This is a genomic window from Cellulomonas sp. ICMP 17802 (genome assembly GCF_041295535.1).
Taxonomy (GTDB): domain Bacteria; phylum Actinomycetota; class Actinomycetes; order Actinomycetales; family Cellulomonadaceae; genus Cellulomonas.
Genome location: NZ_JBGFQZ010000013.1, coordinates 44927 through 65410, shown reverse-complemented (window position 1 = coordinate 65410; position 20484 = coordinate 44927). Strand labels below are relative to the sequence as shown.

General features: G+C 74.3%; 20 protein-coding genes and 1 other RNA gene. 14 read left to right on the top strand and 7 right to left on the bottom strand.

From position 1 onward, the window contains the following. Window positions 1–78: 78 nt before the first annotated feature. Window positions 79–1623, top strand: coding sequence for a DUF4153 domain-containing protein (locus AB5970_RS11885; protein WP_370504152.1), 1545 nt, complete (start codon window positions 79–81; stop codon window positions 1621–1623). Between the two features lie 7 nt (window positions 1624–1630). Here the strand turns inward: AB5970_RS11885 and AB5970_RS11880 are convergent, their stop codons facing one another. Then, a complete protein-coding gene (locus AB5970_RS11880) occupies window positions 1631–3250 on the bottom strand; it encodes a hypothetical protein (RefSeq protein WP_370504151.1) in 1620 nt (539 codons plus the stop codon). 98 nt (window positions 3251–3348) lie between these two features. On the opposite strand from AB5970_RS11880, the gene AB5970_RS11875 reads away from it, so the two are divergent. Continuing rightward, window positions 3349–4518, top strand: a complete 1170-nt coding sequence (locus AB5970_RS11875) for an AI-2E family transporter (protein ID WP_370504150.1) — start codon at window positions 3349–3351, stop codon at window positions 4516–4518. Here the strand turns inward: AB5970_RS11875 and AB5970_RS11870 are convergent. Continuing rightward, window positions 4509–7547 (bottom strand): bifunctional [glutamine synthetase] adenylyltransferase/[glutamine synthetase]-adenylyl-L-tyrosine phosphorylase, encoded by a 3039-nt coding sequence (locus AB5970_RS11870; RefSeq protein ID WP_370504149.1) that lies wholly within the window; start codon window positions 7545–7547, stop codon window positions 4509–4511. The genes AB5970_RS11875 and AB5970_RS11870 overlap by 10 nt on opposite strands. Further along, a complete protein-coding gene (glnA, locus tag AB5970_RS11865; protein ID WP_370504148.1) occupies window positions 7544–8881 on the bottom strand; it encodes a type I glutamate--ammonia ligase in 1338 nt (445 codons plus the stop codon). The genes AB5970_RS11870 and glnA overlap by 4 nt, the downstream gene beginning before the upstream one ends. Window positions 8882–9015: 134 nt before the next feature. Here glnA and AB5970_RS11860 point away from each other — a divergent pair, with 134 nt between their 5' ends. From AB5970_RS11860 to AB5970_RS11850, 3 genes are read left to right on the top strand one after another with little or no spacing between them, the layout of a single operon-like run. Beyond that, on the top strand, window positions 9016–10704 hold the full coding sequence (locus AB5970_RS11860) for an NAD+ synthase (protein WP_370504147.1): 1689 nt from the start codon (window positions 9016–9018) through the stop codon (window positions 10702–10704). Window positions 10705–10727: 23 nt separating this feature from the next. After that, complete coding sequence (panB, locus tag AB5970_RS11855; protein ID WP_370504146.1) at window positions 10728–11540, top strand: 3-methyl-2-oxobutanoate hydroxymethyltransferase; 813 nt, start codon at window positions 10728–10730, stop codon at window positions 11538–11540. After that, on the top strand, window positions 11537–12508 hold the full coding sequence (locus AB5970_RS11850; RefSeq protein WP_370504145.1) for an endonuclease/exonuclease/phosphatase family protein: 972 nt from the start codon (window positions 11537–11539) through the stop codon (window positions 12506–12508). The genes panB and AB5970_RS11850 overlap by 4 nt, the downstream gene beginning before the upstream one ends. A 2-nt stretch (window positions 12509–12510) precedes the next feature. Here AB5970_RS11850 and AB5970_RS11845 read toward each other — a convergent pair whose 3' ends face one another. Continuing rightward, window positions 12511–12684 (bottom strand): SPOR domain-containing protein, encoded by a 174-nt coding sequence (locus AB5970_RS11845; RefSeq protein ID WP_370504144.1) that lies wholly within the window; start codon window positions 12682–12684, stop codon window positions 12511–12513. 69 nt (window positions 12685–12753) lie between these two features. On the opposite strand from AB5970_RS11845, the gene map reads away from it, so the two are divergent. From map to AB5970_RS11815, 6 genes are all read left to right on the top strand, one after another. Further along, window positions 12754–13626: a type I methionyl aminopeptidase gene (gene map, locus AB5970_RS11840; protein WP_370504143.1), complete on the top strand. Its 873-nt coding sequence runs from the start codon at window positions 12754–12756 to the stop codon at window positions 13624–13626. Next, window positions 13623–14399, top strand: coding sequence for a polyphosphate--glucose phosphotransferase (gene ppgK / locus AB5970_RS11835; protein WP_370504142.1), 777 nt, complete (start codon window positions 13623–13625; stop codon window positions 14397–14399). The genes map and ppgK overlap by 4 nt, the downstream gene beginning before the upstream one ends. Window positions 14400–14402: 3 nt before the next feature. Then, window positions 14403–15176 carry an MBL fold metallo-hydrolase gene (locus AB5970_RS11830; protein WP_370504141.1) on the top strand — a complete coding sequence of 258 codons (774 nt, stop codon included), beginning with the start codon at window positions 14403–14405 and terminating at the stop codon, window positions 15174–15176. A 5-nt stretch (window positions 15177–15181) separates the two neighbouring features. Next, entirely contained in the window at window positions 15182–15469 is a 288-nt protein-coding gene (locus AB5970_RS11825; RefSeq protein ID WP_370504140.1) for a DUF6191 domain-containing protein, read from the top strand. Between the two features lie 39 nt (window positions 15470–15508). After that, on the top strand, window positions 15509–15928 hold the full coding sequence (locus AB5970_RS11820; RefSeq protein ID WP_370504139.1) for a VOC family protein: 420 nt from the start codon (window positions 15509–15511) through the stop codon (window positions 15926–15928). A 74-nt stretch (window positions 15929–16002) separates the two neighbouring features. Then, window positions 16003–16896, top strand: a complete 894-nt coding sequence (locus AB5970_RS11815; RefSeq protein ID WP_370504138.1) for a hypothetical protein — start codon at window positions 16003–16005, stop codon at window positions 16894–16896. Here the strand turns inward: AB5970_RS11815 and AB5970_RS11810 are convergent. After that, window positions 16889–17338, bottom strand: coding sequence for a GatB/YqeY domain-containing protein (locus tag AB5970_RS11810; protein ID WP_370504137.1), 450 nt, complete (start codon window positions 17336–17338; stop codon window positions 16889–16891). The two genes, AB5970_RS11815 and AB5970_RS11810, sit on opposite strands and share 8 nt — an antisense overlap. Window positions 17339–17390: 52 nt before the next feature. Beyond that, window positions 17391–17770, bottom strand: an RNA gene (rnpB, locus tag AB5970_RS11805) — RNase P RNA component class A. A gap of 59 nt (window positions 17771–17829) precedes the next feature. On the opposite strand from rnpB, the gene AB5970_RS11800 reads away from it, so the two are divergent. After that, window positions 17830–18123, top strand: a complete 294-nt coding sequence (locus tag AB5970_RS11800) for a LuxR C-terminal-related transcriptional regulator (RefSeq protein WP_370504136.1) — start codon at window positions 17830–17832, stop codon at window positions 18121–18123. Here AB5970_RS11800 and AB5970_RS11795 read toward each other — a convergent pair. After that, window positions 18105–18488: a tautomerase family protein gene (locus AB5970_RS11795; RefSeq protein WP_370504135.1), complete on the bottom strand. Its 384-nt coding sequence runs from the start codon at window positions 18486–18488 to the stop codon at window positions 18105–18107. The two genes, AB5970_RS11800 and AB5970_RS11795, sit on opposite strands and share 19 nt — an antisense overlap. Window positions 18489–18535: 47 nt before the next feature. On the opposite strand from AB5970_RS11795, the gene AB5970_RS11790 reads away from it, so the two are divergent. Then, entirely contained in the window at window positions 18536–19318 is a 783-nt protein-coding gene (locus tag AB5970_RS11790; RefSeq protein WP_370504134.1) for a YaaA family protein, read from the top strand. Beyond that, on the top strand, window positions 19315–20484 hold the full coding sequence (locus AB5970_RS11785; protein ID WP_370504133.1) for an SLC13 family permease: 1170 nt from the start codon (window positions 19315–19317) through the stop codon (window positions 20482–20484). Before AB5970_RS11790 ends, AB5970_RS11785 begins: the two co-directional genes overlap by 4 nt.

Sequence of the window (20484 nt, the reverse complement as noted above, 5' to 3'; positions counted from 1 at the left end):
GACCACTGCACACAACGTGCACGGGACCCCCGCGCAAGTCTCTGACGTGCACGGACGCCTGTGCCTAGCGTGACGCTCATGACCGACTCCGGTGCACCGACGCCCCCGACCACGCCCGCTCTTCCCGGCCCGCCGCCCTCCTGGGTGGCGGGCCGTGCCGTTCCGGTCCCCCGCGAGCCGGGCCCGGTCGCGCGGGCGCTGGTGGAGTTCTGGGCGGAGCGCCGACGACCGGTCGCCACCCGCACGCTCGTCCTCGGCGGCGGCGCCGGCGTGCTCGGCGGCGCGCTGCTCGTCGGCCACCGGCCCGGCCTGGGCGCCGCGCTCGTGGGGCTCGCGGTCTGGGCCGCGGCCGCCCCGGCGCTGGTGCGGCGGCGGGACGTGAACGACCTCGCGACCGCCCTGCTGTCGATCGGGCTGGTCGGGGTCGTCGCGTTCCGGGACGCGCTCTGGGTGGTCGCCCTGTGCGCCGTCGTGGCCGTGTGGGCGGGCGCCGTGGCCGTCACCTCGTCGCGATCCGCCCCAGCGGCCGTGCTGGCGCCGCTCAGCTGGGCGGCCGGCGCCGTGCGCGCCCTGCCGTGGGTGGCCAAGGGCGTCGAGACGCGCCTCGGCGCTCGCCGCGGACAGCTGATCGCGGCGCTGCGCAGCGTCGCGATCACCGTCGGCCTGCTGCTCGTGTTCGGCCTCCTGTTCGCCAGCGCGGACCGCGTCTTCGCCAGCTACCTGCCCCGCCTCGATGCCGAGCTGCTGCCGGGCCAGGTGGTCGTTGGCGCGCTGGTCGCCCTCGTCGCCGCGAGCCTGGCGCACCTCGCCCTCGCACCGCCCGCCTGGTCGGACGCCCGCCTGGCCGCGAAGGCGCCCGCGCGCCGCGGCGAGTGGCTGCTGCCCGTGGTCGCGCTCGACGCGATGGTGCTGGCCTTCGTCGCCGTGCAGGTGGGCGGCCTGCTCGGCGGGCACCGGCACGTGCTCGAGACCGTCGGTCTGACCTACGCCCAGTACGCGCGGGAGGGGTTCGCGCAGCTGGTCGTGGTCACCGCGCTCACGCTGGTGGTCGTCGCGGTGGCGGCGCGGCGGGCGCCGCGGGAGTCGGCGCGCGACCTGTGGGTGTCCCGGGTGGCGCTCGGAGTGCTCTGCCTGGGCACGCTCGGCGTCGTCGCGTCGGCCCTGCGCCGGATGGACCTCTACGTCGAGGCGTTCGGGCTCACCCGCCTGCGGCTGTTCGTCGTCGTCGTGGAGGTCACGCTGGCCGCGGTGTTCCTGCTGGTCATGGCCGCGGGGGTCCGCTGGCGCGGCCGGTGGCTCCCCCGCGCGGTGGTGCAGGTCGTCGCAGTGGCGATGCTCGGTCTCGCGCTGGTCAACCCCGACGCGCAGATCGTCCGGCACAACACGACGGCGGACCTCGACTCCGGCCTCGACGCCGCGTACTTGGCGGGGCTCTCGGCCGACGCCGTGCCCGCCTTCGCGCAGATCCAGGGCCAGCCGGCGCTGCGGTCGTGCCTGCTCGCGTCGGCCGACGTCACCGGCGCGACCGGCATCGGGGACTGGAACCTCGGCCGGGAGCGCGCCGTCCGGGTGCTCGCGGCCGAGCACGTCACCGCCGGCCCGCTCTGCCGGACCGGCGGCTGACCGGTCGTCAGATGACCGCGTCGGGCTCCTCCGCGGCCCGCGGGCGCGCGGCGAGCGTCGCCAGCCCGAGCACCACCAGGGCGATGACGAAGACGGTGATGACGTAGGCGGGCGTGAGCATGTCGGCCAGCACCAGAGCGAGCGCCGCGAGCGCGATCACGACCACGCGCACGAGGACACGCTGCTCGTCGAGCCAGACGCCGACCGGGCCCGTGGTGACGCCCCGGCGCTCGCCCGCGGTGCGGATCCACTGGGCGGCCTGCGACGACGACGCCCGCAGGTGGCGGGCCGCCGGGGTGCCGCCCGCGACGAACGCGATGATCGCGACCAGCAGCCCGAGCACCAGCCCGACGCGCAGCTCGATGCGCAGCAGGGAGACCACCTGGTCGTAGATGGACACCGCGGTGTCCACGCGCTGCACGGTGGGCGGCAGCGAGGTCGCGTACAGGGACCGCCCGATCAGCAGCCCCGCGCCGAGCAGCACCATGGCGACCGCGAGCGACAGGCCGGCGACCACGAGAGCGCGCGAGCGGCGTTGCGCGGCGAGCACGCCGGCGGCGAGCAGCCCGAGGGACAGGTACGGCAGCAGGCCGCCGAGCACGTCGATGAGCTGGTACGCGTTCTGCAGCCGCACCAGGTCCGCGCTGGACGCGATGGGGAACGTCACGGTGATGGTCGGGATGCGGCTGACCAGCGTGAACCCGGCCTGCTCGAGCGACGTCTTGACCTGCTCGATGATCGGGGTGATGTCGAGGGTCAGCGCGCCGGTGTCGCTGATCTGCGCGAGCGCGTCGGGGTCTCCCCGCAGCGTGGCCACGATCTGCTCGTGCGCGGCGCGGTTGGCCTGCTCCCACGTGGTCGAGAACGCGTCCGAGCTCACGATCTTGGTGACGTTCTTGCGGATGAAGCTGGTGATCGCGTCCTGCAGCGGGCCCTGGAGGGACTGCACGGCGCCGGAGACCAGCGGCGGCAGGTTCAGGTTCGCCACGGCGTCGGTCGCCTGCGTGGTGAGCTGCTCGACGTTCAGCGCGTCCACGACCGCCAGGGTGATCCGGTTGGTGACCGCGGACTGCACCAGCGGATCGTCGGCGATCGGCGCCACGGTGGCCACGTACCGGTCGGTGTCGACCACCAGCCCCCGCGCCCACGAGCCGACGACCGCCAGCGGGGCGAGCAGGGCGCCCAGCAGGATCAGGACGACCGCGGCGGTCGACCGCCCGACCTTGCGCCGCGGGCGGGGCGCGGCCGCGGGCGGTGCGACGTCCGCCTCCGCGCGCAGCCGCGCGTTCTCCGTCTCGAGCAGCTGCAGGCGCGCCAGCAGGACCGCCCGGTCCTCGGTCGCCGTCGAGGCGGGCACCTCGACGTCGATGCTCGTGGGCAGCTCGAGGGTGCCGTTCGCCGAGGTGTCGAGCGGCACGGTGTCGTTCTCCGACGAGGGCGCGACCTCGTCCGGGGGGCCCTCAGGCGTCCCGGCGGGGTCGTCGGCGGCCGGCGGCTCCGTCGCGGCGTCCGGTGCGGCCGCGGTCCGGCGCGGCTTGCGGGGTGATGCAGCGCTCTCGACCACGGGGTTCCCCCAGATGTCCGGAATGCACGACGACGAGTCGAGCATGGCAGTTCCGCAGGTCATCGCGCGAGGGTGCCGCCCCAACGCGGTCCGGACCGGTACGTTGCGAACCGGGAGGAACACCGCCCGCCGTCCTCTCACCCGACCTTCCGGGGGGATCGATGCCGAACCACCCCGCCGCCGGACCCGTCGTCCTGGCAGCGACCGACCCGCGCAAGCCGCCCCCCTGGCTCCCCCGGGCCCTCGTCATGACGACCGTCGCGGTCTTCCTCGGTGTCGCCGCATGGCGAGCGCTGTCCCTGCTGGGCAACGTCATCTTCATCGTCGTGATCTCGTGGTTCCTGTCGCTCGCCATGGAACCGCTGATCCGCTGGCTGGTGGCCCGGGGGCTGCGCCGCACGCGCGCCACGGGGATCGTCATGATCGTCTCGCTGGTCGCGATCCTCGGCGTGATCGCGCTCTTCGGCGGCCTGTTCGTCACGCAGCTGATCGAGCTGGTCCAGTCGCTGCCGGACTACTACGCGCAGCTGGCCGACTGGGTGGCGACGAACTTCGCCGTCGAGATGCCCGAGGTGGACGAGCTGCTCATCAACCTGAGCGCGCACTGGCAGGAGCTGGCGCCGGGGCTCATCGGCATCGGGTCGTCGATCGTCGGCGGGCTGTTCACCGCCAGCTCCGTCCTGCTCGTCGTCTACTACATGGCGAGCGCCGGACCGCGGCTGCGCGCGGCGATCTGCCGGCTGCTCGCACCGGCCCGGCAGCGCGAGGTGCTGCGGCTCTGGGAGATCTCGCAGGAGAAGGTCGCCGACTTCATCAACTCGCGCATCGTGCTCGCCGCGCTGTCCACGGCGTTCACGTTCGTCGTCCTGAGCGTCCTGCACATCCCCTACGCGCTGCCGCTCGCCGCGTTCACCGGGGTGGTCTCGCAGTTCGTGCCGACCATCGGCACCTACATCGGCGGGGCGCTCCCGGTGGCGGTCGCCCTGGCGGTCGACCCGATCAAGGGCGTGCTGGTGCTGGCGTTCATCATCGCGTACCAGCAGCTGGAGAACCTCGTCTTCTCGCCCAAGGTCTCGGCCCGCTCGCTCGAGATCAACCCCGCCGTGTCGTTCCTCGGCGTCATCGGGTTCGGCGCGGTGTTCGGACCCATCGGGGCGTTCCTCGCCCTGCCGGTGGTGGCGACCATCCAGGCGGTCTCCACCACCTACGTCCGCCGGCACGACCTCGTCGACGACGAGCTCCTGCGGGAGGACGAGCAGGCGATTCGTCGGCAGCGCGGCTGGGTCGACGTGCCCGAGGACGAGCCGCCCACCGACGCCGGTCAGCCGTAGAAGACGCGCTCGACCACCACGCGCGCCCGGCGGGCCGTCCGCAGGTAGTCCTGCTCGAGCTCGCCGCCCGAGCCCGCCGGGTACCCGACCACCCGGGCCAGGCCGGCCAGCGCCTGCCGGTCGTGAGGGAGCACGTCGGCGTGGGCCCCGCCGCGCCCGCTCCACAGCACGTTGGCGTCCCGCAGCCGGCTGGCCAGCAGCCACGCCTCGCTCAGCACGCGGGCGTCGTCCGCGTCGAGGAGCCCGGCGGCGGTCGCGGCGTCGAGGGCCTCGAGCGTCGCGGTCGTGCGCAGCGCCGGCACAGCGTGGGCGTGCTGCAGCTGGAGCAGCTGCGCCGTCCACTCGACGTCGGAGATCCCGCCGCGCCCGAGCTTCAGGTGACGGGCGGGCTCGACGCCGCGGGGCAGGCGCTCCGACTCGACCCGCGCCTTGATCCGGCGCACCTCGCGCTCGGCCGCCGGGTCGATCCCGCCGGGCGGGTACCGCAGCGGGTCGATGAGCCGGACGAAGCGCTCCCCCAGCTCGTCGTCGCCGGCCACCGGTCGCGCGCGCAGCAGCGCCTGGCTCTCCCAGGTGGACGACCAGCGGTCGTAGTACTCCGCGTAGCTGTCGAACGACCGCACCAGCGGCCCGTTGCGACCCTCCGGCCGCAGGTCGGCATCGACCTCGAGCGTCGGCTCCGGGCCCACCGTGCCGAGCAGCGCCCGCAGCCGCATGGTCACCTGGAGGGCGAACTCCTGGGCGGCCACCGGCTCCACGCCGTCCAGCGGGTCGTGCACGAACAGCACGTCGGCGTCCGACGAGTAGCCCATCTCGCCGCCGCCCCACCGGCCCATCGCGACCACCAGCAGCCGGGTCGGGCTCACCTCGAGCCCGCGCTCGGCGCGGGCCTCCCACTCGGCCACCCGCAGCGCGCCCATGAGCACCACGTCCGCGGCGGCGCTCAGGCTCCGCGACGCCCGCTGCCCGGTGACCACCCCGAGCACGTCGGCCGCGGCCGTGCGGGCCAGCTCGCGACGCCGCAGCCCGCGCAGCGCGGTGACCGCCGCGACCGGCTCGTCGGCGCGCGTGAGGATCGCGTCTGCCTCGGCCGTGAGGCGCGCGAGGGTGCGCGGCACCAGGTCGGCGTCGTCGGCCAGCCAGGTGACGGACTCGGGCGACCTGGTCAGGGCGTCGGCGACGTAACGGGACGTGGACAGCACGCGCGCGAGCCGACGGGCGGCCGTGCCGGAGTCGCGCAGCAGCTTGAGGTACCAGTGCGTGGCGCCCAGCTCGTCGGACAGCCGGCGGAACGCGAGCAGGCCGCCGTCCGGATCGGCCCCGTCCGCGAACCAGCCGAGCATCACCGGCAGCAGCTGGCGCTGGATCGACGCGCGCCGGGAGACCCCCTCGGTGAGCGCGGCGATGTGCCGCATGGCGCCGGCGGGGTCGGTGTAGCCGATGGCCGCGAGCCGGGCCTTGGCCGCGTCCGGGGCCAGGCTGGCCTCCGCCGTGGACAGCTGCGCGGTCGCGGGCAGGAGCGGGCGGTAGAAGAGCTCCTCGTGCAGGCCCCGGACCTCGCGGCGGGTGGCCCGCCAGCGCTCCAGCAGCCCCTCGGCCCCCTCGGCCCGCATGCCGATCGACCGCGCGAGGCGGCGCAGGTCGGGCTCCGACGTCGGCATGAGGTGCGTCCGCCGCAGCCGGTAGAGCTGGATTCGGTGCTCGAGCACCCGCAGCAGGCGGTAGCAGACGGCCAGCTGGGCGGCGTGGGAACGGCCGACGTAGCCGCCGGCCGCCAGCGCGGCGAGCGCGGTCAGCGTGCTGGGGCTCCGGATCGACTCGTCGGCACGGCCGTGCACCAGCTGCAGCAGCTGCACGGTGAACTCGACGTCCCGCAGGCCGCCGACGCCGAGCTTCAGCTGCCGGTCGGCCTCCGCGGCCGGGACGTGGCTCTCGACCCGCCGGCGCATCGCCTGGGAGTCCTCGACGAAGTGCTCGCGCGTGACCGCCCCCCAGACGAACGGCTGCGTCATCTCGACGTACTCGTGGCCCAGCGCCTGGTCGCCCGCGAGCGGCCGGGCCTTGAGCAGCGCCTGGAACTCCCACGTCTTGGCCCAGCGCTCGTAGTACGCCTTGTGGCTGGCCAGCGTCCGCACGAGCGGGCCGTCCTTGCCCTCGGGCCGCAGCGCGGCGTCGACCGGCCAGAGCGCCGGCTCGGCCGACGGCGTCGAGCACGCACGCGCCAGCCCCGCGGCGAGCCGGGCGCCCGCCGCGAGTGCCTCCGCCTCGTCGACCCCGTCGACGGGCTCGGCGACGTAGATGACGTCGACGTCGCTCACGTAGTTGAGCTCGCGGCCACCGCCCTTGCCCATCCCGATGACCGCGAGCCGCACGCCCCTGCCGTGGTCGTCGAGATCCGCCCGGGCCAGCGCGAGGGCCGCCTCGAGGGCCGCACCGGCCAGGTCCGCCAGCGCCGCCGCGACACCGGGCAGGCGCGACAACGGCTCCGAGCTGGTCAGGTCGGTCGCGGCGATGCGCAGCAGCCGCGCGCGGTACGCCAGCCGCATCGCGTCGGTGCCGCGCGCCCCCACGACGGTCGCCACCGGCACGTCGGCGTCCGGGTCGGCGCCCACGGCGGCCAGCAGCTCGGCGCGGACCTCCGCGACCGGCACTCCCGTGCCGAGGGCGTCGTCCACCAGCACCCTCAGGTTCTCCGGGTGCGCGACGAGGGTGTCCCCGAGGGCGACCGAGGCGCCGACGACCGCCAGCAGCCGGGCCCGCGCGGGACCGTCCTCCTCGAGCACGCCCCGCAGGACCGCGAGGAGCTCCGGGTCGCCGACGACGGCGCCCGCGAGCTTCGCCAGGGCCAGCAGCGCCTGGTCCGGGTCCGCCACGTCGGCCAGCGGCGCGATGAGCAGCTCCGCCGGGGAGTCGACGACGCGCAGCAGGGCGGCGTCGGACAGCAGACGCTCCGCGCGCGCGGCGTCGGACACCCCGACGCGCGTGAGCCGACCGGCCAGCGACGCGCCGCGCCCGGCGGTGGTGCTCACAGGACCGGCAGGAACCGCCGCAGCTCGTACGGCGTGACCTGAGCGCGGTAGGCCTCCCACTCCTGGCGCTTGTTGCGCAGGAAGTAGTCGAACACGTGCTCACCGAGCGTCTCCGCGACGAGCTCCGAGCGCTCCATGATCGAGATCGCCGCCTCGAGCGAGGACGGCAGCGGCTCGATGCCCAGCGCCCGGCGCTCCGCGTCCGTGAGCTCCCAGACGTCGTCCTCTGCGCCCTCGGGGAGCTCGTAGCCCTCCTCGACGCCCTTGAGCCCGGCGGTGAGCAGCAGCGCGAACGCGAGGTACGGGTTGGTGGCGGAGTCGATCGCGCGGTACTCGATGCGGCTCGAGTTGCCCTTGCCCGGCTTGTACATGGGCACGCGCACGAGGGCCGACCGGTTGTTGTGACCCCAGCACACGTAGCTCGGCGCCTCGGCGCCGCCCCACAGCCGCTTGTAGGAGTTCACGAACTGGTTGGTCACCGCCGTGATCTCGGGGGCGTGCCGCAGCAGGCCGGCGATGAACGAGCGCGCGGTCTTGGACAGCTCCAGGTGGCCGCCGGCCTCGTGGAACGCGTTGCGGTCGCCCTGGAACAGCGAGAGGTGCGTGTGCATGCCGGAGCCGGGCTGGTCGGCCAGCGGCTTGGGCATGAAGCTGGCGAAGACGCCCTGCTCGAGCGCGACCTCCTTGACCACCGTGCGGAACGTCATGATGTTGTCCGCGGTGGTCAGGGCGTCGGCGTAGCGCAGGTCGATCTCGTTCTGCCCGGGACCGGCCTCGTGGTGGGAGAACTCCACGGAGATGCCCATCGACTCGAGCATGGTGATCGCCGCGCGCCGGAAGTCGTGGGCCGTGCCGCGCGGGACGTGGTCGAAGTAGCCGCCCTGGTCCACCGGCACCAGCGGCAGCGTGGGGTCCGCGGGGGCGTCGAACAGGTAGAACTCGACCTCGGGGTGCGTGTAGAAGGTGAACCCCTGGTCGGCGGCCTTGGACAGCGCGCGCTTGAGCACGTTGCGCGAGTCCGCCAGCGACGGCTCGCCGTCCGGCGTCAGCAGGTCGCAGAACATCCGGGCGGTCCCGTGCCGCTCACCGCGCCACGGCAGCACCTGGAACGTCGAGGGGTCGGGCTTGGCGATCATGTCCGCCTCGTACACCCGGGTCAGGCCCTCGATGGCGCTGCCGTCGAAGCCGATCCCCTCGGAGAAGGCAGCCTCGAGCTCCGCGGGTGCCACCGCCACCGACTTCAGGATCCCGAGCACGTCGGTGAACCAGAGACGGATGAAGCGGATGTCCCGCTCCTCGACCGTGCGGAGCACGAACTCCTGCTGCCTGTCCATGCGGTACATCCTGCCTGATGAACCACGCTGCGGAGGGTCAGTGTCCGTGGTGCGTCGGCCCGGGCCTGCGGACCCCGCGTGAGGAGGGCCACGCCGACGCGTCGGGCGTCGGCGCCATGGTTAGGCTCGACCCCATGCCTCACCCCCGCATCGCCCTCGCGCAGATCGACACGCGCGTCGGCGACGTCGACGCGAACGCCGCCGCGGTCCTCGAGTGGGCGCGCACGGCCGCGCTCGCCGGGGCGGACCTGCTGGTCTTCCCCGAGATGACGCTGACCGGGTACCCCATCGAGGACCTGGCGCTGCGGGCGTCGTTCCGCCGCGGGGCCGAGGCCGCGCTCCAGCGCACCGCGAAGGCGCTCGCCGACGAGGGCCTGGGCGACCTCGCGGTGCTCGTCGGCACCGTCGGGGAGAAGCTCGTGGCGCCGGTGCACGAGCCGGGGGCTCCCGAGGGGCCGAGGCGCCCGACGAACCAGGCCGTGCTGCTGCAGCACGGCCAGGTGCAGACGCGCTACGACAAGCACCACCTGCCCAACTACGGGGTCTTCGACGAGTACCGGATCTTCGCGTCGGGCGACGACGTCTGCGTCATCGACGTGCAGGGTCGCCGCGTCGGCGTGGTGATCTGCGAGGACATCTGGCAGGACGGCGGCCCGGTCTCGCAGATGGACGAGAACGAGGTGTCGCTGCTCGTCGTGCTCAACGCGTCGCCGTACGAGGAGGGCAAGGGCTACCAGCGCGTCGAGCTCGCGGCGCGCCGGGCGCACGAGGTCGAGGCACCGGTCGCGTACGTGAACCTCGTCGGCGCGCAGGACGACCTCGTGTTCGACGGCGGCTCGTTCGTCATCGCGACCGACGGCACGGTGCTCACCCGCGCACCGCAGTTCGTCGAGCACCTGCTGGTGTGGGACCTGCTCGACGACGACGACGCGCCGGCCAGGGGCCCGGTGGCCGCGCCGCTGGCGCCCGACGAAGAGGTGTACCGCGCGCTGGTCACCGGCCTCCACGGGTACGTGACCAAGAACGGGTTCCACTCGGTGGTGCTCGGCATGTCCGGCGGCATCGACTCCGCCCTGACGGCCGCCATCGCCGCCGACGCCCTGGGCGGCGAGAACGTGGTCGGGGTCTCGATGCCCTCGATCTACTCCTCGGACCACAGCCGGGACGACGCGCAGGACCTCGCCAAGCGGATCGGCGCCGACTACCGCGTCCAGCCGATCAAGGCGATGGTCGACGCGTTCGAGGCCGAGATCCCGCTCGAGGGTGTGGCCGCGGAGAACCTGCAGGCCCGCGTGCGGGGCGTCATCCTCATGGCGATCTCGAACCGGGAGGGCCACCTGGTGATCGCGCCGGGCAACAAGACCGAGCTCGCGGTCGGGTACACGACGATCTACGACGCGGGCAGCATCGGGGGCTTCGCGCCCCTCAAGGACGTCGACAAGTCGCGGGTCTGGGCGCTGGCCCGCTGGCGCAACAACGCGGCGATCGACGGCGTCTTCGGGCCTGACGAGCTGCCCCCCATCCCGGAGTCGTCGATCACCAAGCCCCCGTCGGCCGAGCTGCGGCCCGGTCAGGTCGACCAGGACTCGCTGCCGCCGTACGACCTGCTGGACGAGGTGCTGGACGCGTACGTCGAGCACGCGGAGGGCCGGGCCGAGCTGCTGGCCCGCGGGTTCGACCCGGCGGTCGTCGACAAGGTCCTCGCGCTGGTCGACCGCGCCGAGTGGAAGCGCCGCCAGTACCCGCCCGGCACCAAGGTGACCGCCCTGGCCTTCGGCCGCGACCGCCGGCTGCCCATCACCACCCGCTGGCGCGAGCCGTGAGCACCCCGACAGGAGCACGACCCATGACCCAGAACCTGAAGCGCGTGCGCGTGCACCACCTGCGTGAGGCGAAGGAGCGCGGCGAGCGGCTGACCATGCTCACGGCCTACGACGCCGTGACCGCGCGGATCTTCGACGAGGCCGGCATCGACATGCTGCTCGTCGGCGACTCGATCGGGAACACCATGCACGGCCACACCACGACGCTGCCCGTCACCGTCGACGACCTGATCCCCCCGGCCCGTGCGGTCGCCCGGGCGGCGAAGCGCGCGTTCGTCGTGGCCGACCTGCCGTTCGGCTCGTACGAGGCCGGCCCGGCGCAGGCGCTGGAGACCTCGGTGCGGATGATGAAGGAGACCGGCGTCGCCGCCGTGAAGTTCGAGGGCGGCAAGCGGGTCGCGGCGCAGATCAAGGCCCTGACCGACGCGGGCATCCCCGTCGTCGCGCACCTCGGCTACACCCCGCAGTCCGAGAACCTGCTGGGCGGCCCGCGGGTGCAGGGCCGCGGCGACCTCGCGGCCGAGCTGCTGTGCGAGGACGCGGTGGCGATCCAGGAGGCGGGTGCCGTCGCCGTGGTGCTCGAGATGGTGCCGGCGCCCGTGGCCGCGCGCGTCACCGAGATCCTGCACATCCCGACCATCGGCATCGGCGCCGGCGCCGACTGCGACGGGCAGGTGCTCGTCTGGGTCGACATGGCGGGGATGACGGACTGGTCGCCGCGGTTCGCCAAGCGGTTCGGCGAGGTCGGTGCCGCGCTGCGGGCCGCGGCCACGGCCTACGCCGACGAGGTGCGCGGCAAGACGTTCCCGGACGCGGACCACCAGTTCGACGCGTGAGCCGGGCCGCGCGCGTCCTCGTCTGGACCGTCGCGGCCGGCGTCGCCCTGGTGCTGGTGGCGCTCGCCGTGCCCGTCGCCGCCGGGGTCTGGCCGGTCGCCCAGGTGGTGGCGTTCCGAGCGGTGCTCGCGCTCGGTGCCGGGGTCGCCGCCCTCGCGCTGCTGGCGGTCCCCTGGACGCGCCACCGCGTACTCCCGGTCGCGCTGGCGCTCGCGCTCGGTGCCGTCGCGCAGGGCGCCGTGCTCGTCGGGCGGTCGGTCCCGCAGCAGGTCGCGGACGCCTCGCCGGACGCCACGGTGAAGGTCCTGTCGTTCAACACCCTCGACACCGTGGATGCCGCACTCCTGGCCGACCTCGTCCTCGACCACGGCGCGGACGTCGTGGTGCTCCCCGAGACGTCCGAGCGCACCGCGCGGGCGACCGCCCAGGGGCTCGCCGCGGCCGGGCACCCGATGCAGCTGCTCACCGCCGACGGCAGCACGCCGTCCGTCGCCGGGACCGCGCTGCTGGTGTCCCCGAGGGTCGGCGACTATCCCGTCGCCGAGGCGCTGCCGACCCGCCTGGGCTCCCTTCGCGCGACCCCGGCCGACGCCGCGGGCTCCCCCGTGATCGTCGCCGCCCACCCGCTCGCCCCCGGCCGCCGCGGCGCCATGCCCACGTGGCGGGCGGAGACGCGGCTGGTCGCGCAGGCGTGCGCGCGGACGCCGGGCGCGATCGTCGTCGGCGACCTCAACGCGACCCTGGACCACCCGGGCCTGCAGCGGCTGGGCCCGTGCGTCGACGCCGCACGCGCGGCCGGGGCCGCGGAGCTGGGCACGTGGCCCGCCTCGGCGCCCCGCGTGCTCGCGGCGCCGATCGACCACGTGCTCGTCGACGCGCGGGCGTGGAGCGTGGTCGGCTTCCAGGTGCTCCCGCGCACCGGAGGCAGCGACCACCGCCCGATCCTCGCGACGCTGGCGCGTCGCTGACGTCAGGACTGCGCCTCGTCCTCCGCGTCCCAGTCCTGGTTCCGCCTGCGGGCCTTCTCGAGCGCCTGTGTCGCCTCCTCGCGGCTCGCGTACGGCCCCATGAGCTTGGTCCAGTCGCTCTGCCGGCCCTCCTCGACCTCGTGGGTCTCGGTGTTGAACCAGAAGTTCCCCGCCACGGTGCTCTCCCTTCGCCGGGGCAGCGGCCGGACCGGCCGCGATGCCCTCCTGTCCGTAGACTGCCAGGTATGTCGACCGTGCACGCGCCACGAGCCGCCCTCGTCCCGGGCACGCAGAGCCCCCGCCGGGCTGTCCCCGCCGGCATCGCCCGCCCCGAGTACGTCGGCCGCCCGGGCCCCGCGCACTGGACCGGCAGCAACGTCCTCGAGCCCGAGATGATCGAGCGGGTCCGCGTCGCCGCGCGCCTCGCCGCCCAGGCGCTCGAGCTGGTCGGCAGCCACGTCGCACCGGGGGTCACCACCGACGAGCTCGACGCGATCGGCCACGAGTTCCTGGTCGACCACGGCGCGTACCCGTCGACGCTCGGCTACCGCGGCTTCCCCAAGTCGCTGTGCACGTCGGTCAACGAGGTCATCTGCCACGGCATCCCCGACTCCACGGTGGTCGAGGACGGCGACATCGTGAACATCGACGTCACGGCCTTCATCGGCGGGGTGCACGGCGACAACAACGCGACCTTCCTCGCGGGGGACGTCGACGAGGAGTCGCGGCTGCTGGTCGAGCGGACGCGCGAGGCGCTGAACCGGGCGATCAAGGCCGTCGTGCCGGGCCGGGAGATCAACGTGGTCGGCCGGGTCATCGAGAAGTACGCGGCGCGCTTCGGGTACGGCGTGGTGCGCGACTACACCGGGCACGGGGTCGGCCCCGCCTTCCACACCGGCCTGATCGTGCCGCACTACGACGCGGCCCCGGCATACGACACCGTCATCGAGCCGGGCATGGTGTTCACCATCGAGCCGATGCTCAACCTCGGCACCCCGGACTGGGTCATGTGGGACGACGACTGGACCGTCCTCACGGCCGACGGCCGGCGCAGCGCGCAGTTCGAGCACACCCTGCTGGTCACTGACACCGGAGCGGAGATCCTGACCCTGCCATGAGCGACCACAAGCACAAGAAGTCCCCCGAGACGGCGTTCGGCATCGACATCGGCGGGAGCGGGATCAAGGGCGCCCCCGTGTCGCTCAAGGACGGCGAGTTCGCCGCGGACCGGCTGCGCATCCCGACGCCGCAGCCCTCGACGCCCGACGCGGTCGCCGAGACCGTGGCCAAGGTGGTCGACTCGTTCGACCTGGGCAAGGAGGTGCCGATCGGCGTCACCTTCCCGGCGGTGATCCTGCACGGCGTCGCCCAGTCCGCCGCGAACGTCGACAAGTCCTGGATCGGCACCGACGTCGAGAAGGCCGTGCACCAGTCGACCGGACGCAAGGTGCTCGCGGTCAACGACGCCGACGCGGCCGGGTACGCCGAGGTCCTGTACGGCGCGGCCAAGGACGTCGACGGCGTCGTCCTCGTGGTCACGCTGGGTACGGGCATCGGCTCCGCGCTGATCGTCGACGGCCACCTGGTGCCCAACACCGAGCTCGGGCACCTCGAGATCGACGGGCACGACGCCGAGTCGCGCGCCGCCGAGAGCGTGCGCGACCGCGAGGACCTCGACTGGGCGCAGTGGGCCGAGCGCCTGCAGCGGTACTTCACCGTCGTCGAGAACCTCTTCTGGCCCGACCTCATCGTGGTCGGCGGCGGGGTGAGCAAGCACCACTCCGACTTCCTCCCGCTGCTCGACCTGCGCACCAAGATCGTCCCGGCGCAGCTGCGCAACGCGGCGGGCATCGTCGGGGCGGCTGCGCTGGCGGCCGAGGCGCTCGGCTGACCCGTGCGCGACCTCGTCGAGGTCGCCCCGGGCGTCCACGTCGCGACGAGCCGGGTGTACACGACGACCTCGACGGTCGTGGTCGGCGCCGTCGGGTCCTGCCTCGTGGTCGACCCCGGCGTCACGGCGCGCGAGGTCGACGGGCTCGCGACGACCGTGCGGGAGCGCGGCTGGACGCCGGTCGCCGTGTGGTCGACGCACGCCCACTGGGACCACGTCCTGGACGGGCCCGGACTGACCGGCCTCCCGCGGTGGTCGGGCGGGGCGGCGAGCACCGACCCGGAGACCCTGGCGGCGGAGCGGGACGCCGACCCCGAGCTCGCGCGCACCGGCGACGCCCCGGCGCCGATCGCCGCGCTCGTGGCCCCCTACCCGCGGCGCGCGCCCGACCTGCTCGACTGGGACGGACCCGCCGTCCGGGTGCTGGTGCACGCCGCGCACGCCCGCCCGCACGCCGCCCTGTTCCTGCCCGACGCCGGCGTGCTCGTGGCCGGCGACATGCTCTCGGACCTCGAGATCCCGCTGCTGGACCTCACGGCCGACGACCCGGTCGGCGACTACCTCGCGGGGCTCGACCTCCTGGCGTCCACCGGCGCGACCGTCGTCGTCCCGGGGCACGGCCGCGTCGGGGGTGCCGACGAGCTGCGGCGCCGGCTGGCCGCCGACCGCGCCTACCTGGCCGCCCTGGTGTCGGGCTCCGCGGGTCCGGACGAGCGTCTGGCGCTCCCCTGGCTCGCGCAGGCCCACGCCGCGCAGCTCGCCGCCGTGGGATCCTGAGCGGCATGGGATGGGTCGTCGCGGGCGGCGTCGTCGCCGTCGCACTCCTGATGCTCGCCGTCGACCGCATGGTCGCCCGCGGGTGGTTCGACCGGCGCCGGCCGCGCGAGCGCCGCACGGCGGAGGGCGTCGGCGCCAGCGGCATGCTCGGGGACTTCATCGAGGTGTTCCAGCCCAACCGCGTGCACCTCACGGCCGAGCAGGAACGCCAGAAGCTGGACATCCGGCAGACGGGCGACTCCGCCCGCCGCCTCGACCTCGACTCGGGCGTGGTCCGGCTCGACCCGGAATAGGGCTCGCGCGTGTCGGCTGCTGCCTCTAGCGTGCCGGGCATGACGATCGCGGTGTCCCAGCTGACCATCGACTGTGCCGACCCCCACGCCCTCGCCCGCTGGTGGCGCGAGGTGCTCGGGTGGGAGTACGTGTGGCCGCCCGCCGACGATGACGACGAGATCGCCATCGACCCCCCGGGCGGCGGCGCCACGGGCTGGCTCTTCATCCGGGTGCCCGACGAGAAGGTAGTCAAGAACCGCCTGCACGTCGACGTGCGGCCGGCCGACGGCTCCGACCAGGCCACCGAGCTCGAGCGGCTGCTCTCGCTGGGCGCGACCCGCGTCGACATCGGGCAGCAGGACGTCCCGTGGCACGTGCTGGCCGACCCCGAGGGCAACGAGTTCTGCCTACTGCGGCGCACCCCCGAGCAGGCCGCTGCCGCGCTCGCCGAGGAGCTGGCCGCGGCCACACCGTCCTGACGGGGCTTCGCCCGCACGGGTGACAGTCGCGTGTCGGGGGTGAATTGGGACGAATCGGTCGCTAGGTTCCTCAGATGGTCAGCGCCGTTCTTCCGGTCCTCGGCACCGTCTCGTGGGAGGACTGGGAGCAGTGGCTCCCGCTCGCGGTCTCCGTCGTGACGCTCGTCGCCGCGCTCGGCGCGTGGATCCTGGCGGGCAAGGCAGCCCGCCGGGCCACGCGGCTGGCGGACGCGACGCACAAGCAGGCCAAGGCCTTCGACGAGCAGGTGTCGATCGCCCGCGAGGCCCTCGGCCTGGCACGGCAGGAGGCGCAGAATGCGCGCTCGGACGCCGAGCGACAGCGCCTGGAGACCGACCGCACCCGGCGCATGCTCGAGGAGGCCCGGCTGGACTCGCTCGCGCCCAGTATCGTCGCCCGCGCGTTCCCCGACGGCGCGGGAGCGCCCGGCCGCCCCGCCCTCGAGGCGTGCCAGCTCACGGCCGGCGGGCAGGACCGCTGGCGCCCCGTCACCGGCCAGCTGCAGGTGGGCCGCGACCAGACGTACGCGTTCCGCACCGCGCTCACGCTCTGGTTCGAGAACGTGTCCGACCGCGCGGCGCAGGTCGACATCCTCGAGCCGGCGGGCGGCGAGCTCGACCTGCTGCCGGGGCACCCGCTGGTGGTGCCGGCCCGCGAGTCCCGAAGCGTCACGTGGATGCGCATGTGGACCTCGCGGGACCTCGACACCGACCAGCAGATCCAGGACCCGTCGGCGTGGCTGTTCAACCTCGCCTTCACCGCGAGCGACCTGGGCCTGCACGTGCGGGACACCTACGCGTTCGACGGCGACCTGCGGTTCTTCGACCGGGACGGCTCGTGGCTGGTCGTCATGCCCGAGCCGCCCCTGCCGTGGACGTCCGACGTGGCCTCCGTGCTGCCGGGCCGGACCTACCAGCGCCTCGACGCGGTGGCGCAGGCCGTCAGCTGAGCGCGGCGCGCACGAGCGTCGACAGCTTCTTGCCGTCCGCCGCCGCCCCGGCGCGCGCCGTGGCCTCCTTCATCACGGCGCCCATGTCGCGCACCGATGTCGCGCCCACGTCCGCGATCACGGACGACACCAGCGCCGCGAGCTCGTCGTCGGACAGCTGCGCCGGCAGGTACGTCTCGATGAGGTCGGCCTCGGCGGTCTCCGTGGCGGCCCGCTCGGGCGCGTTCGCGTCGGTGTAGATCTGGGCCGAGTCACGACGCTTCTTCACCTCGCGCGCCAGGATCTTGAGCACCTCGTCCTCGGAGAGCTCCTTCTCGACCGTGCCGGCCTTGGCCTCGAACCGGACCGCGCCGATGACCTGGCGCAGGATGCCGGTGCGCTCGGTGTCGCGGGCCTTCATGGCGGTGGTCAGGTCGGACGTCAGCTGGTCGAGGGTGCTCATGGGAGCCATCGTGCCCCGAGCCGGGCGCCCGGCGCAGCGGGAATCTGCGGGGCGGATGAGTCAGTCGATACGCCGGGTTCTGTCCCCGCGCTGGGTCACCCCGTGCGCGGGTGGCGGCCATCCCTCTACGACGTACGTTGCCGTACGCCTCCAGCGGCCTACCCAGGAGCTCGGGCGAGCAGCCCTCGAACGCTCCCTGTCTGACCTTGCTCCGGGTGGGGTTTACCTAGCCGCACCGGTCACCCGGCACGCTGGTGGTCTCTTACACCACCGTTTCACCCTTACCCGACCGGCGGACCGGTCGGGCGGTCTCTTCTCTGTGGCACTGTCCCGCGGGTCACCCCGGGTGGGTGTTACCCACCACCCTGCCCTACGGAGCCCGGACGTTCCTCGGCGAGCCCGAGGGCTCGACGCGGCCGCCTGACTGACTCATCCGCGCAGACAGCCTAGCGGGAACCCATCCGTGCGCCGGTCGGCTCCGAACCCGGCACATGGAGACCATCACACCCGGCCTGACCCGCCGCGAGCGCGTGATCCTCGCGCACCTGGCCCTGCCCCTGACGCTCAGCGAGATCGCGGCCTCGCTGTTCGTGACCCGCAACACCGTGAAGTCGCAGGTGCGCTCGATCTACACCAAGCTCGACGTCGCCGACCGCGAGTCGGCCCTGGCGGTCGGCCGCGCGCGCGGCCTGGTCCCGGCGGACCTGGGGCTGCCCGAGGTCGAGCCGACGGCGCGGCGGCTGATGCACGTGCCGGTGCCGTCGGTTCAGACGTCCACGCGGTAGGTCAGCGACAGCTCGTCGCCCGAGACGCCGCGGATCCCCCAGTTCTCCGGCGGGCTCTCGAGGATGATCACCTCGAGGTCGTCGGCGGACAGCCCGAGGGTCGGGGCGACGTCGTCGTAGAACGCGGCGATGAGCGCGCGGCGCGCCTCGCGGCTGCGCCCGGTGAAGCAGAGGATCTCCACCACCAGGTACTCCTTGCTGCGCGGAGCCACCAGGTCGTCGGGGTCGAGCAGCAGGAAGCGGTGGAACCGCTTGTCCGGCGGGAGTCCCCAGGTGCCGACGACCACGCGGTGGATCGCGTCCGAGACCGAGCCCCGGCGGTCCTGCCAGACGTCGCGCCGGCCGTAGATCTTCACGTGCGCCATGTGGTCCTCCTCGCGCCGGGCCGTCGCGCGGAGCCTACAGTTCAGGCGTGCTCGTCCTCCTGCCGCCCTCCGAGGGCAAGACGCAGCCGCGCGCCCGCGGCCCCCTGCTCGATCTCGACCGGCTCTCGGCGCCGGGCCTGACGCCGGTGCGGGAGCAGGTGCTCGACGCGTTGATCCAGGTCAGCGCGTCGCCGGACGCCATGCGGGTGCTGGGGGTCGGCGCGAGCCTGGCCGACGAGGTCGCGCGCAACACGCGGCTGCGTGCGGTCCCGACGGCTCCCGCGAAGACCGTCTACTCCGGGGTGCTCTACGGCGCGGCCGGCCTGGACCGCCTGACCCCGACCGGGCGGGCGCGGGCCGCCGAGAGCGTGCGGATCGTGTCTGGCCTCTGGGGCCTGGTCGCCCCGGACGACCACATCCCCGCCTACCGGCTGTCGATGGGCACCGACCTGCCGGGGGTCGGACCGCTGGCCGGGGCGTGGCGCGATCCGCTCGGCGCCGAGCTGGCCGGCCGCGCCGAGGGCGAGCTGGTGGTCGACTGCCGGTCCGCCACGTACCTCGCGGCGTGGCACCCGCCGCGCTCGGCCGACTGGGTCGCCGTGCGCGTCCTGCGCGAGCTCGACGGTCAGCGGTCGGTCGTCTCCCACCACGCCAAGCACACCCGCGGCGTGCTCACGCGGCACCTGCTCACCCGCCGCGGCCGCGCGCCGCACGACGCCGCGTCGCTCGCCCGCGTGGCCCGCGAGCTGGTCGGCACCGAGCTGCTCGCCGTCGAGCTCGGGCCTCCGGCGCGCGGCGCCCGCACCCTCTCGCTCGTCGTGGCGGGATGACGCGCCGCCGGCACGTGCCGTGGTGGCTCGTCGCCGTGGCCGTCAGCGCCCTCGCCGTGCTCAGCGGCGCGTTGCCGGCCGACGACGCGCGGGCGCTCGCCGAGCGCACCCTGCCCGTGCTGGTGTTCGTCGCGGCCCTGACGGTGGTCGCCGAGATGTGCGCGGGCGCCGGGCTCTTCGACGCCGCCGCCAGCCTCGCCTCGCGCGTCGCCCGCGGCCACCGGTGGGCCCTGTGGGGACTGGTCGTGGTGCTGGCGACCGTGAGCACCGCCGTGCTGTCCCTCGACACCACCGCGGTGCTGCTCACGCCGGTGGTCATCGCGCTCGCGCGCCGCACGCACACGCCGCCGCTGCCCTTCGCGCTCGCGGTGCTCGCCCTGGCCAACACGGCCTCGCTCGTCCTGCCCGTCTCCAACCTCACCAACCTGCTGGCGGACCACACCCTGCGCGCGGCCCACGTGGGGTACCTCGGGCTGATGTGGGCGCCCGCGCTCGCCGCGATCGTCGTCACGGTCGCCGTGCTGGCCGTGCGGGACCGGCGCGCGCTGCACGGCCGGTACGACCTGCACCCGCCGCGACCGGTCCGGGACCGCGTGCTGCTCGCCGTGTGCGCGGTCGTGGTGGCCGCCCTGGGGATCGCGTTCGTCGTCGGAGCACCCACCGCGCGCACGGCGGTCGCCGCCGCGGTCGTCCTGCTGGCCGCCACGCTGCTGCGGCACCAGAAGCTGCCCGTCCCGGCGCGCGACCTGGTCCCGTGGCGGACGCTGCTCGTCGTGCTCGGGCTGTTCGTGGTGGTCGAGACCGCGCACGCGCACGGGCTGGGCTCGCTGCTCGCCCAGGCGGCGGGGACCGGGAGCACCGCGGGCGACCTGCTCCGGCTCGCCGCCGTGGGGGCGGCGGCCTCCAACGCGATCAACAACCTGCCCGCCTACCTCGCGCTCGAGCCGGCCACGGCCGCGGAGCCCCTGCGCGTGGCGGCCCTGCTGATCGGGACGGGGGTCGGACCGCTGGTCACCCCGTGGGGCTCGCTGGCGACCGTCCTCTGGTGGCAGCGCTGCCGGGTGGTGCTGCTCGACGTCCAGGCGCGGACGATCGTGCGGCAGGGCCTGCTCCTGGCGCCGCTGGCGGTCGTCGCGGCCACGCTCGCGCTCGTCGCGGCGGGCTGA

Coding starts and splice junctions, on each gene's coding strand:
- AB5970_RS11885 (WP_370504152.1), top strand. CDS start 79: ATGACCGACTCCGGTGCACCGACGCCCCCGACCACGCCCGCTCTTCCC.
- AB5970_RS11880 (WP_370504151.1), bottom strand. CDS start 3,250: ATGACCTGCGGAACTGCCATGCTCGACTCGTCGTCGTGCATTCCGGAC.
- AB5970_RS11875 (WP_370504150.1), top strand. CDS start 3,349: ATGCCGAACCACCCCGCCGCCGGACCCGTCGTCCTGGCAGCGACCGAC.
- glnA (WP_370504148.1), bottom strand. CDS start 8,881: ATGGACAGGCAGCAGGAGTTCGTGCTCCGCACGGTCGAGGAGCGGGAC.
- AB5970_RS11860 (WP_370504147.1), top strand. CDS start 9,016: ATGCCTCACCCCCGCATCGCCCTCGCGCAGATCGACACGCGCGTCGGC.
- panB (WP_370504146.1), top strand. CDS start 10,728: ATGACCCAGAACCTGAAGCGCGTGCGCGTGCACCACCTGCGTGAGGCG.
- map (WP_370504143.1), top strand. CDS start 12,754: ATGTCGACCGTGCACGCGCCACGAGCCGCCCTCGTCCCGGGCACGCAG.
- ppgK (WP_370504142.1), top strand. CDS start 13,623: ATGAGCGACCACAAGCACAAGAAGTCCCCCGAGACGGCGTTCGGCATC.
- AB5970_RS11825 (WP_370504140.1), top strand. CDS start 15,182: ATGGGATGGGTCGTCGCGGGCGGCGTCGTCGCCGTCGCACTCCTGATG.
- AB5970_RS11820 (WP_370504139.1), top strand. CDS start 15,509: ATGACGATCGCGGTGTCCCAGCTGACCATCGACTGTGCCGACCCCCAC.
- AB5970_RS11815 (WP_370504138.1), top strand. CDS start 16,003: ATGGTCAGCGCCGTTCTTCCGGTCCTCGGCACCGTCTCGTGGGAGGAC.
- AB5970_RS11810 (WP_370504137.1), bottom strand. CDS start 17,338: ATGAGCACCCTCGACCAGCTGACGTCCGACCTGACCACCGCCATGAAG.
- AB5970_RS11800 (WP_370504136.1), top strand. CDS start 17,830: ATGGAGACCATCACACCCGGCCTGACCCGCCGCGAGCGCGTGATCCTC.
- AB5970_RS11795 (WP_370504135.1), bottom strand. CDS start 18,488: ATGGCGCACGTGAAGATCTACGGCCGGCGCGACGTCTGGCAGGACCGC.
- AB5970_RS11785 (WP_370504133.1), top strand. CDS start 19,315: ATGACGCGCCGCCGGCACGTGCCGTGGTGGCTCGTCGCCGTGGCCGTC.